We start from the raw sequence: 12,818 nt of genomic DNA on the forward strand, positions 1-12,818 counted from the left end.
GGTGGCCCGATGCGCAGTCTTCCTCACGGCCTTGAGCCGGACATGCAGCCGGACCGGGAGATGCTCCCGGCACGACGGCAGCGCAGTCTTCATCCCAGCATCGATTCTTGCCGGCCCGCATGCACGGGGCGGCGCCGCTTCGTGGCGTTCTGAACGCCGGGACCGTCGATGAGCGCGCAGCACGAAAGCCACTCCCCCGCCGATCGGGACGAGGCCTTCGAGCGTGCCGCGGTGCCCATGCTGGCACTGACGCCTTCCGGCGCCGTGGTCCGGGCCAACGCGAGCCTGCGTGCGCTGCTGAACATTCCCGCCAACACCAGCGTGTCGTCGCTGGTCGCGCCGCTCGGCCTCACAGCGGTGCAGTGGGTACTCAGTCACCTGCGCCTGGCTGCCCGCGAGCCGGGCTTCGCACTCGCGGCGGTCACCGGGCCGCGCGTCATGCTGCCTTCCGGCGTGCCGGTACGGCTGTGCCTTGCCGGCGAGCCGCCGGGTCAGTGGACGCTGCGGTTCGAACGCGCCGGCGGCACGCCGGCCCCGGCGCCGCGTCGCGCGGACCATGCCGAGGCTGAGCCGCCCGAGCGCGCGGATGACATTGCGCTGCGCGAGCTGCGGCGCATGTTCTGGTACTCGCCGTTCCCGGTGGTGTTGCAGGACGCGCAGTACCGGGTCGTCGACGTCAACCAGGCCTTCCTCGACTACAGCGGATATGCCCGCTCGGACCTGATCGGGCTCGACCCGATGGTGCTGTTCCATCCGGACGACCGCGAGCAGCACGAGAGCGTGCGCCGGCAGCTCGAACTCGATCTCGAGCGCGCGGAAAGCTCGCCGATGACCGAGCGCCGTTTTCTCGACGCCGGCGGGCAGACGCGCTGGTACCGCGCCGCGCACCGTCGCGTCTACGGCAGCGACGGGCAGGCGATGTCGCTGACGGTGCTGCACGACTGCACTGCCGAACATCAGGCGCGCGAGCGCGCCGACCGCTCGGTGCACGAACTCGATCAGTGGTTCGACCTGACGCCGGTCGGCATGATGCTGTTCGACGAGGACGGCCTGGTGGTGCGCTCCAATCCGGCGCTGCAGCAATTGATCGGCCGCGTCCCGTTCTCGCTGGCGAAGGCCCACGTGAGCCTGCAGGAGTTGCTGGGCTGGTATGCCGGCGGGCCGCTCGCGGCGCTGCACCCCGACAGCGAGCCGTTGCACCGCCACGGCTGGGTCGACCATGAGGACGAGGACCGCGCGCTGCACGCCGTCGTACGCTGCCTCGAGGAACGCCATGGCCATCGCCGCTACATGGTGGTGATCGAGGACCGTACTGCGGAAGACCGGCTCGACATGGCGCAGTCGCAGCTCGGTGCACTGGCCGAGACCGCGCAGGCGGGCCTGGCGACCTTCAACGAACACACCGGCCGCTTCCAGTTCGACCGCAGGACCGCACGCGGCGCCGGCGATGGGCTGGTGTCGAGCGAGCTGAAGGCGATCAGCCGCGACCTGGTGCGCAGCGACACGCTGCCCGACTTCGATCGCGTGCAGCAGGCGGTGCGCCAGGGCGAGCGGGTCGACGCCCGGTACGCGATCCAGCACCCCGAGCTCGGTACGCGCTGGCTGCAGACGCGGGTCGAGCCGCGCATGCTCAACTCGGGCAAGCGCAGCACCTCGGTGGTGACGCTCGACGTCACCGAGCAGCATCTGATGCAGCAGCGAAGCGAGCGCCTGCTGCGCGAGCTGACCACCATCCTCGAAAGCACGACCACCGGCATCGCCTACCTGCGCGGCGAGACGCTGCTGCGCTACAACCGCCAGTTCGAACGCATGCTGGGCCTGGAGCCCGACGCGGCGCTCGACCGCCGCTTCGGCGATCTGCTGCCGGCCAGTGTCGACGCCCAGCGCCTGGTCGACGAGGCCATGCAGGTGCTGGCCGGCACGACGCTGTACGAGACCGAAATCGAGATCAGCCTGCCCGGGCAGCCGTTGCGCTGGTGCGCGCTGTCGATGCGGCGCATGGAGGCGGGCGGGTCCGAGATCGAGTCGATCGTGGTGCTGGCCGACGTGACCCGGCTGAAGATGCAGCAGGCCGAACTGGAGGCGCTGGCGCGCGACCGCGAGTTGATGTTCAGCCTGTCCGACGTCGGCATCGCCTTCCTGCGCGACGGGCGCGTGCAACGCGCGAGTGAAGGCTTCTGCCTGCTGAGCGGCTACGGCGCGGGCGAGCTGGAGACGCTGGAAGAGCGTGCGCTCTTCACCGACGACAACGACTACCAGCGCTTGCGTGCCGAACACACCGAGGCGTTGCTCGAGACAGGCCGCTGGACCGGGGAACGCCTGCTGCGACGCAAGGACGGCACGCAGTGCTGGGTGCAGGTGCACAAGCGTCTGGTGCACGAGGGCGACCCCGAAGGCGGCGTGATCGCGTCCTACGTCAACGTCGATGCACGGCGTCTTGCCGAGCAGGCGCTGGCGACGCAGGCCGAGCGTACACGTGCCATCCTCGACTCGGTGCTGGTTGGCATCGTGACGGTCGGTGCGCATGGCATCGAATGGATGAACCGCTCGGCGCGGCGCATGTTCGGCGGCGACCTCGCCGACTTCGCCGGCCGGCCCATCAACGTGGTCGCCTCGAGCGACCCGTCGCATCCGTTCCAGCGCCTGGCCGTCGAACACCTGGAGCATGGCCAGACGCAGACCTTCGAATGCCAGGTGATGGCGCGCGACGGCCGCAATTTCTGGGTGGTCGGCAATGCCGTGGTCACCGGCGTCGGTCCGCGCGGGCGCGAGATCACCTATGCGCTGCTCGACATCGACAGCCGCCGCCAGGCCGAGCAGCGCATCGCCGACGCGCAGGCCTCGCTGCGTCGGCTGATCGATCTCGCACCGCTGGCCATCGCTCTGCGCGACGCGCGCACGCTGCGCATCCTGCAGATCAACCCGATCGCGGCGGCGCTGAGCGGCCGCGAGGCCGGCGAACTGGTCGGCTGTGCGCCCGAGGACATGTACCCGGCTCAGGAAGCCGAGATGTACCGTGGCGACATGGAGGCGGCCCTGGCGGTCGAAGGCGTGACGCAGCGCGAGTACCGCGTGACGATCGACGGCCAGCCGACGGTGTGGGACGCGCGCTATCTGCCGCTGTCGCGCTCCGGGCAGCCGCCCGACCAACTGCTGCTGGTGGCGGCCAACGTCACCGAGCAGCGTGCGGCGCAGGAAGCCCGGCTGGAGGCAGCCATCTCGCAGCGCGAGCTGCTCGTCAAGGAAGTGCACCACCGCATCAAGAACAACCTGCAGGGCGTTGCCGGGCTGCTGCAGCAGATCGCCGGCCGCAAGCCGGAGATGGCCGGGCCGATCAGCGAGGTTGCAGGCCAGGTGCAGGCGATCGCACATGTGTACGGGCTGCAGGTGGGCGCGGTGGGTCCTCTGCGGCTCAAGCGGGTCGTCGAGGCGATCACCGGCTCGGTGCAGAAGACCTTCGACCGCTCCATCGCGCTGACCATCGAGGGCGAGCATGTCCAGGAATGGGCGCTGCCGGAGGCCGAATCCATCCCCATCGCGCTGACGCTCAATGAACTGCTGACCAACGCGATCAAGCACAGTGCTTCCGGCGACGTGGGCTGCCGGCTGCAGTGCGAGGACGACGCGGTGGAGATCGAAGTCTCGAATCCGGGACAGTTGCCGCCAGGCTTCACGCTCGCCCAGTTTCCCGGCGGGGTGTCGGGCCTCGGCCTGATCCGTGCGCTGCTGCCGCGCCGCAGTGCGCGGCTGACGCTCGACAACGACGCCGACCGCGTGCGTGCCGTGGTGCGGCTGACCCCGCCCGGCGTCACACGCCTCACTGCGCTATAGGAAGGCGTACACCCTTCGCGTGTTGTTCGCACAGGCACCGCGGATCCGGCTTCGCCGGTCCGCCAGTGCCGCGCCTCGAGGGGCTGAGCCCGGACGCGAACAGTCCCTGCGGACTGATCGCGCCTGGCGAAGGGCCGGACCTCCCGGTCCGGCGTGGCCTGCAAGGCCTGCGTAGCGCGCAGGGGTGGTTCTTTTTTGCGCCACAATCGCCCATCGGCGCTGCGCCGCTATCGTGAGTGAGCATCGTGTCCGGCAAAGGCAAGATCCTGGTGGTGGACGACGACCGGCTGGTCCTGGCCACCCTGACGCACGGCCTGTCGCAGGCAGGCTACGACATCATCGACGCCGACAACGGCGATGATGCGATCCTGCTCGCGCGCGAACACCGCCCGGCGCTCGCGCTGCTCGACATCCGCATGGAAGGCAAGAGCGGCTTCGACGTCGCGGCCTATCTGCGGCAGTACCTCCAGATCCCGTTCATGTTCCTGTCGGCCTTCTCCGACGACCAGACGCTTGACAAGGTCAAGGAACTCGGCGCGGTGGCCTATCTCGTGAAGCCGCTGGACATCCGCCAGATCGTGCCGGCCGTCGAGGCGGCCTTCGCCAGCCGCGCGCAGCCAGAGCCTGCCGCTGCCGCTCCCGCCACCGGCAACGAAGTGCTGGAGCAGGTCGTCGCGATCGCGGTCGGCATCGCCATGCACCGCTTCTCGCTGACCCGCGGGCAGGCGCTCGATCGCCTGCGCCGCCAGGCCGCGCAGGAGAAGGTTTCGCTCGATGAACAGAGCCGGCGATTCGTGACCGCGCTCGAAACCCTCAGTGCTCCCGGCGACGGCTGAATCGGATAACGCGCGGCGCTACTTCGAGCGTTTCGGCTCGCTCAGCGTGAAGTAGAAGGTGGCTCCCTCGCCGACCTCGGACTCGGCCCAGATCTGCCCGCCGTGCCGGCGCACGATGCGCTGCACGCTGGCAAGCCCGACTCCCGTGCCGTGGAAGTCATTGGCACTGTGCAAGCGCTGGAACACGCCGAACAGGCGGTCGGCGAAGCGCATGTCGAAGCCCGCACCGTTGTCGCGCACACGGTAGACGAAACGCCCGCCCTGGTTCTCGCAGTCGAACTCGATCACCGCGCGGTCGCGCTTGCCGCTGTACTTCCAGGCGTTGCCGAGCAGGTTCTCCAGCGCGACGCGCAGCAGCGTCGGGTCCCCCTGCGCGCTCATGCCCTGTTCGATGCGCACGTCGACCAGCCGCTCCGGCGATTGACGCTTCAGGTCGTCGATGACGTAGGTGGCCAGCTGGGTCAGGTTGACCGGCTGCTGCTGCACCGGCTTGGCAGACAACTGCGACAGCGCCAGCAGCGCGTCGATCATGCCGTTCATGCGCGCGGCAGCACCGAGCACGCGGTCGAGGTGGTCGTTGCCGATGCGGTCGAGTGCGCGGCCGTAGTCTTCCTTCAGGATCTTCGTGAAGCCTTCGACCACCCGGATCGGAGCGCGCAGGTCATGCGAGACGGTGTAGCTGAACGACTCCAGTTCACGCTCGGCCGCCTGCCGCTCCAGCTGCGCGGCCTCGTCGGCCTGCACCGTCGACGGCGTGAAGATCGCCAGCAGCGCATGCCGGCGCGTACCGCCATGCTCGAAGGTGAAGGTGTCCACATGCGCCTGCCACGGCGTGGGGGCGCTCGGCGGGGCGTCACGCTCGGGCGGTTCGGCGCCGAGCCGCTCGCACACCGGCGCGAGCGGCCATTCCGCCACGCGTTTCAGCTCGCCGAGCATGTCCCGGCCGAGCAGCTTGGCGGCCGATTCGCCGATGCGGCGCGCAGCCAGGTCGTTGCAGTGGCGGATCACGTAGCGCAGCGGCTGTTCGCCTGACGCCGACTCTGCCAGCACCACCGCGCTCGGCACCGCATCGAGCAGCTGCAGCCCGATCTGGCGCTCGAACTGCAGCTCCGCGCGGCTGGAGACATCGCGCGCGGTGCCCTGGTAGCCGGCGAAGCGGCCGTCTGCATCGAAGCGCGGTACGCCCCGCAGCAGCCAAAGGCTGTTGCGGCCATCGGGTTCACGGCGATGTGCGGGCAGTGCTTCGAAGCCGCGTTGGGCGTCCAGTATCTGGCGATGCGCCTGCCACAGCTGGACGTCGCTGTCGAAGTCGTCCCACAGCGTGCGGCCGAGGCGAGGTTCGACCTGCCAGTCGCGCGAATCTGCGCCCGGGGGAGGGCGCAGCAGCGTCAACCGGTGGCGTGCGTCGGTCTCCCAGTACCAGTCGGGCAGCAACTGCAGCAGGCTGCGCTGCTGCGCCTGTGCCAGCCGTCCGAGCGAAGCGAGCGTATCGAGGCGGCGGCCGAACCACCATGCCAGCCCGAGCATCAGCACCAGTCCGAGCACGAATACGAGCAGCAGCAGGCCGGACTCGACCAGCGCGCGCAGGCCGTCGGCCCAGGACTGGGCCAGCCATGCGGCGCCGGCCAGGCTCAAGCCGACCCAGGCCAGGGTCAGCCCAGCCCCCAGTCCCGCGGCGAGGAGCAAGCGCTTGCCTTGGGAAATCTCGTCAGAGGCGGGGGCGCGATCCATCGGGCCGATTGTAAGTAGCGGCTCTCGCATTTATTCCTGACGGATCGCACAGTTCGCGCCAGCCAGACATGCTGAACCGCGCCCGCTTCGAGCAAGATGCCTCAAGTCCGGGGCAGGGCATACCGAAAACGCAGATGGAGTAGGACCCCGCGGGCGTGGGACACCGGGCGGGCCGGTAGAAACCAGGCCTGGGGAATCAGATGCCGAGGAACCAAACACCCACTTTGCGCCTGATGGCGGCCGGCGCGCTCGGGCTGACCGGCTGGCTGACGGCGCTGCTGGGCCAGGGCCCGCTGGCCATCGCCGGCTCGCTGGCGCTTGCCGCTGCGGCGCTGGGCTGGGCCTGGCGCGCCCCGGTGCGCCGGTCTGCCGGTGACTCAGCGCTGTCGTCCTTCCTGCCGGCCCTGCGCGACGAGATGCATGCGCCGACACAGGGGCTGTCGCAGCGCTTCGACACACTGGAGGCGATCATTGCCGCCGTCAACGGGGCCGGCACGCTCGGCACGGCGATGGAGGGCGTCAGCCGTGCGATCGGTCGTCACCTGGGGGCACACGCCTTTGCCGTGCTGCGTGTCGACGACTGGAACGGCGAGACAGGGCTGGTATTCCCCTGGGACGAACGGGGCGGCGGACGCGAGAACCATGTCGACCTCAGTCTGCTCGGCACCGCGCACGGCAGCGATGGGCTGACCGGCACCGCGATCGCCAGCCATGCCGTGACGATCTGCGCCGACCTCGCGAATGCCGGCGTCGGCGGACACCGCCTGCGACCGGCCGGCGCCCGCCGTGCCGTCGCCGTGCCGGTGTGGTCCGACGATGCGCCGGTCGCGGTGGTCGAGTGGTACGACCCGCAGGTCTCGCCGGCGCACGAGCATGTGCAGCATCTGCTCGGTGTCGCGATGGCGCAACTGTCATTGCTGGCGCGGCGTGATGTCGCGCGTTCGGGCATGGAACTGAGCCAGGAGCGCTCGCGCCGGCTCGCGATGGTCGCTGCTCGCGTGTCGAGCGGCGTGATCATCGCCGACCGCAGCGGGCGCATCGAGTGGGTCAACGAAGCCTACACACGCATCACCGGCTGGGCGCCCGAGGAAGTGATCGGGCGCGAATGCTGGACCCTGATGACCGACCCGCGCGCCGGCCACGCGCTCAGCGAGGCCATCGCCAAGCGCGAGGACTTCAAGCTGGAGTACGCGGGCCGCCGGCGCTTTGCCGACGGCGGCAGCGAGCCCTACTGGGGCGAGATCGATGTCACGCACGTGCTCGACGAGCAGGGCGCGCGCTTCCTGTTTCTCGGCGTGCTGACCGACGTAACCGAGCGGCAGCAGCGCGCCGATCAGCTGGAGGGCGAGCGCACCCATCTCAATGAGCTGATCGAGCACCTGCCGGTCAGCCTGTACGTGATGGAGCCGACCGAGCTGCGGCTGATGGCGGTCAACCGTCATGCAGAACGGGAATTCGGCATCCGTCGAGAGGAGATGATCGGCCTGCGCGCCGAAGAGGCGCTCGGTCGCCAGCTGACCGCGTTGATCCTGCCTTCGGTGCGCAATGCGCTGGACGGCGGCGAGCCGATCGAAGACGAGTTCCTCTGGCGCTCGCACCGGCGCGGCGACCGGCACCTGAACGCGCGCTACATCGCCTTGCGTCACACCGATGGCACGCCTCGGGCGGTGATCATCATCGCCCGGGACCTGACCGAGCGCCGCCGCGCGGAAGGCGCGCTGGTGGAGTCAGAGGCCCGTTTCCGCGAGTTCGCCGACGCCGTCGACGACCATCTTTTCATCAGCAACCCCGACCGCTCCCACTTCCTGTATGTCAGCAACCGGCTGTACGACTTCTGGGGCGTGACGCCCGACGAGCACGCGCGCAACCCGGTCGGTTACCTCGACAACATCCCGCCCGAGGACCGTCATCTGCTCGACGAGCGCGCCATGCGCGAGCGCCAGCTGCTGCCGGTGGACTTCGTGCACCGGCTGCACCACCCGGCGCGCGGCCTGCGCTGGCTGCACACGCGCACGCGCGCCCGCCGTCTGCCGAACGGCGAAGTCCGTGTCTACGGCCTGTGCACCGATATCACCGAGGAACACGAACGCGAGCAGGAGCTGCAGCGCGCGCGTGACGCCGCCGAGGCTGCCAGCCAGGCCAAGAGCCAGTTCCTGGCCAACATGAGCCACGAGATCCGAACCCCGATGAACGGGATCCTGGGCATGACCGAGCTGCTGCTCGGAACCTCGCTGAGCGAGAAACAACGACGCTTCGCGCACGCGGTGTACCGCTCCGGCGAGAGCCTGCTGGAAATCATCAACGACATCCTCGACTTCTCCAAGATCGAGGCCGGCAAGCTGGAGCTCGCACCGGCTGATTTCGTTCTGCGTGCGGTGGTCGAGGACACGCTGGAGCTGATGGCGCCGCGCGCGCACGAAAAGTCGCTGGAGCTGAGTTTCCGCGAGCAGCCCGGTCTGCCGGGTGTGTTGCACGGCGACCCGTTGCGGCTGCGCCAGGTGCTCACCAACCTGGTGGCCAACGCGATCAAGTTCACCGAGCGCGGCGAGGTCGTGGTCGACGTGCAGCGTGTACCCGACAGGGTGGCGGCCGACGGCCAGGTGCTGCTCGAGTTCACGGTGCGCGACACTGGCATCGGCATCGCGCCGGAACTGTTGCCGCGCCTGTTCCACGCGTTCACGCAAGCGCACGGCGGCATGGCGCGGCGCTACGGCGGCACCGGGCTCGGGCTGGCGATCTCGAAGCAGCTGGTCGAGATGATGGGGGGCGACATCCGGGCCAGCAGCATGCCGGGGCTCGGCTCGCAGTTCAGTTTCAGCCTGCCGCTCGGGCTGACCGCCGACGGCGCCGGCCTGGCGCCGACCGAGGCCTTGGAAATGCCCGCACTGCGGGTGCTCGTGGTCGAGGATCACGACACCAACCGCACCGTGCTGGAGAACATGCTCGGCGCCTGGGGCATGCGGGTGGCGCTGGCGCGCGACGGCGTCGAAGCGCTGGAAGTCCTGGAGCGCGAACGCGAGGCCGGGGGCGGTTTCGATCTGGCGCTGGTCGACATGTCGATGCCGCGCATGAACGGCGTGCAGTTCGCCCGGGCGTTGCGCGATTCGCCGCATTGGCGGCACCTGAAGCTGATGCTGCTGTCGTCGGTGTCCAGCCCGGACGACGTGCGCGTCGCGCACGAGGCGGGCTTCCACCGTTTCGTCGCAAAACCGGTGCGCAAGGTGGAGCTCCGCCAGGCCATCCTGGGCTTGTCGGCGCTGCCCGTGCGCGAGCGCGAGCAGCCTCTGCCGCGGCTCGACCGGCATGTGCTGGTCGTCGAGGACAACCCGGTCAACCAGGAAGTCATCCATCAGATGCTGCGCCGGCTCGGCTGCCGGACGCATCTGGCGCAGTCGGGGGTGGAGGGGTTGCGCGCGTTATGCGAACATCGCTTTGACCTGGTGCTGATGGACATCCAGATGCCCGGCATGGACGGGGTCGAAACCCTGCGCTGGTTCCGTCGCGGCCCGGGCGGCCGCTTTGCCTTCCTGACGCCGCCCGATACGCCGGTACTCGCCGTCACCGCGAATGCCCTCGGCGGCGACGAGGAGCGTTTTCTGGCGCACGGCTTCAATGACTATCTGTCCAAGCCATTCCGCCAGAATCAGCTGCTGGCGGTGCTGACCCACTGGCTACGCACGAGCGCCGGGGAGCCCCGTGAAGCAGGCGCGCCAAATGCTTCACCGATCAAGGCCCGGGCAGGCGTGGAAGCCGTACAGACCGACGATGGGGAGCCGAACATGATCCAACCCGACCCGCTGGTTTTCGATGCCGAAGCGGTCGCCCGGCTGCGCGAACTCGACCCGCAGGGTGAGAACCAGCTGCTGAGTCGGCTTTTCCGGACTTTTCACACGTCCTTGCTGCGCCTTGTCCCCCAAATGGAGGAAGCGCACGAAATCAATGATCTGGCCACAATCCGGCTGACGGCGCACACGCTCAAATCGTCCTGCGCGAGCGTCGGGGCGCTCAAGTTGTCGGTGCAATGCGCCGAAATCGAATCGATGATCCGTTCGGGGCAATCCGGGCCCTTCGAACAACGCATCCACGCGATCCGGCAGGAAACCGACCGGGTGCTGGAAAGCTTGCGCATCCTGCTGGGATCCGACAGATGACTCCTTCCCTCACCGACGACGCCGACCTCGAGCAGCCGACCGTGCTGCTGGTGGACGACGACGAGGTGAATCTGCTGCTGACCTCGATCGCGCTGCGCGAGCGCGGCTTCGCGATCACCGAAGCCGCCAGCGGCGAGCGCGCGCTCGCGCTGCTGGCCGACTGGTCGCCCGACGTCGTCGTGCTCGACGCGATCATGCCGGGGCTGGACGGCTTTTCCTGCTGCCGCGAACTGCGCGCGATGCCCGGTTTCCAGTCGATCCCGGTGCTGATGCTGACCGGCCTCGATGACGAGGCCTCGATCAACCGCGCCTACGAGGCCGGCGCGACCGACTTTTTCGTCAAGTCGAACCAGTGGAGCCTGCTGGCCGGACGCCTGCGCTACCTGCTGCGATCGTCGCGCACCCGGCTGGAGCTCGAGCGCAGCAAGGCGCAGCTCGCGCGCGCCCAGGACCTGGCCCGCATGGGCAGCTTCGACTGGCGCCCGGGCCGTGGCGAGCTGCTGTTCTCGGTCGAAGGCCTGCGCGTGCTCGGGCTCAGCCCCAGCGACCACCTGACGATGCGCGGCGCGCTGCGCATGATCCCTCGCGACGAACGCAATGGCTTCTTCGCCATCCTGCGCGAAGTGTTGACGCACTACACCGTGCTGTGCACCGACGTACCGGTGCGGCTGCTCGATGGTCGACAACGCGTGCTGCATCTCGAGGCCGAGCCGGAGTTCGACGAGCACGGCGCGGTGTACGGTTACAACGGCGTCGTGCAGGACGTGACCGACCGCCGCATCGCGGAAGACAAGATCAAGCACCTGGCCAACTTCGACTCGCTGACCGGCCTGCCGAACCGGCGCCAGCTGATCTGGCGCGCCGAGCGCGCGATCGACCATGCCCGCCACATGGGGCACCAGGTGAGCCTGCTGCTGATCGACCTGGACCGTTTCAAGATCATCAACGACACGCTCGGGCACGCCGCCGGCGACGAGCTGCTGGTCGAGGTGGCGCGTCGGCTGCGCGGTTGCGTGCGCCATTCCGACCAGGTCATCGACGCCACGGTCGATACCCCCGGTTCGCGCGCGCACCGCACGCTGGAGGCGGTCGGCCGGCTCGGCGGCGACGAGTTCGTTGCGCTGCTGTCCGAGGTGGGCGACGAGCGGGATGCCGAACGCGTCGCGATGCGCATCCTCGAATCGCTGCGCGAACCGGTGCTGGTGGGCGGGCAGGAGTGTTTCGTGACCGCGAGCGTCGGCATCGCGCTGTACCCGCGCGACGGCACGACCGTGGCCGACCTGTTGCGCAATTCCGACGTCGCGATGTACTCGGTCAAGGCACAGGGACGTAACGCCGCTTCGGTGTACACGCCGCAGCTTGCCGGCAAGGGCCGCGAGAAGCTGGAACTCGAGACCGCGTTGCACAAGGCGCTGGAGCGCGAGGAACTGGTGCTGTACTACCAGCCGAAGATCGACGTGCGCTCCGGCCGTTTCATGGGCGCCGAGGCGCTGATGCGCTGGCAGCGCGGCGGCCAGATCGTGCCGCCGGGCGAGTTCATCCCGCTGGCCGAGGAGACCGGTCTCATCATACCGATGAGCCACTGGGCCATTCGCGAGGCGATGCGCCAGGCCCGTGCGTGGCAAAACTCCTTCGGCTTCGACGCGTCGATCGCCGTCAACATGCCCAGCCGCATGTTCCAGCGCAGCGACCTGATGGAAAAGATCCAGAGTGCGCTGACCGAGCAGCAGGTCGACCCGCGCTGCCTCGAACTCGAGATCACCGAGACGGGGTTGATGAAGGACCTGCAGAACGTGATCCCGGCGCTCAAGCGACTCAACAGCCTGGGTGTCGAGATCTCGATCGACGACTTCGGCACCGGCTATTCGTCGCTGGCCTACCTGACGACGCTGCCGATCAGCGAGCTGAAGATCGACCGTTCCTTCGTGCGCGAACTGGGCCACCGTCCCGAGAGCACCGCGGTCGTCACCGCCATCATCGCGCTGGCCCGTTCGCTCGGCATCCGCGTGATCGCCGAAGGTGTCGAGACGGCGCTGCAGATGGAAGTGCTCAACCGCCTCGGCTGCGGCATCATGCAGGGCTTTCTGTTCAGCAAGCCGCTGCCTGCTGCGGCACTGGAACAGTGGATCCGCGAGACGGTGCTGCCCCGCAAGGCACCGTGGAGCCCTGCCGTCGCCAGTTCCTCTCGCGACGGCACGTCAGACGGCGCGATCGCGCGCCTTGACCTGCCGACACGCGGCAAACCCGTGCACTGAAGAACACAGACCGA

General features: G+C 68.8%; 5 protein-coding genes. 4 read left to right on the top strand and 1 reads right to left on the bottom strand.

The genetic code is table 11. The features are described from left to right. The first annotated feature begins 168 nt into the window (after positions 1–168). Entirely contained in the window at positions 169–3,831 is a 3,663-nt protein-coding gene (locus M8A51_RS07760; protein ID WP_251777638.1) for a PAS domain S-box protein, read from the top strand. A 236-nt stretch (positions 3,832–4,067) separates the two neighbouring features. Continuing rightward, positions 4,068–4,667 (top strand): response regulator, encoded by a 600-nt coding sequence (locus M8A51_RS07765; protein ID WP_251777639.1) that lies wholly within the window; start codon positions 4,068–4,070, stop codon positions 4,665–4,667. 18 nt (positions 4,668–4,685) lie between these two features. Here M8A51_RS07765 and M8A51_RS07770 read toward each other — a convergent pair whose 3' ends face one another. Continuing rightward, a complete protein-coding gene (locus tag M8A51_RS07770; protein ID WP_251777640.1) occupies positions 4,686–6,398 on the bottom strand; it encodes a sensor histidine kinase in 1,713 nt (570 codons plus the stop codon). A gap of 200 nt (positions 6,399–6,598) precedes the next feature. Here M8A51_RS07770 and M8A51_RS07775 point away from each other — a divergent pair, with 200 nt between their 5' ends. Beyond that, positions 6,599–10,549, top strand: a complete 3,951-nt coding sequence (locus tag M8A51_RS07775) for a response regulator (RefSeq protein ID WP_251777641.1) — start codon at positions 6,599–6,601, stop codon at positions 10,547–10,549. Continuing rightward, positions 10,546–12,804 carry a putative bifunctional diguanylate cyclase/phosphodiesterase gene (locus tag M8A51_RS07780; RefSeq protein ID WP_251777642.1) on the top strand — a complete coding sequence of 753 codons (2,259 nt, stop codon included), beginning with the start codon at positions 10,546–10,548 and terminating at the stop codon, positions 12,802–12,804. Before M8A51_RS07775 ends, M8A51_RS07780 begins: the two co-directional genes overlap by 4 nt. Positions 12,805–12,818: the final 14 nt, after the last annotated feature.

The organism is Caldimonas mangrovi, assembly GCF_023721835.1.
In the GTDB taxonomy this organism is placed as follows: Bacteria; Pseudomonadota; Gammaproteobacteria; order Burkholderiales; family Burkholderiaceae_C; genus Caldimonas; species Caldimonas mangrovi.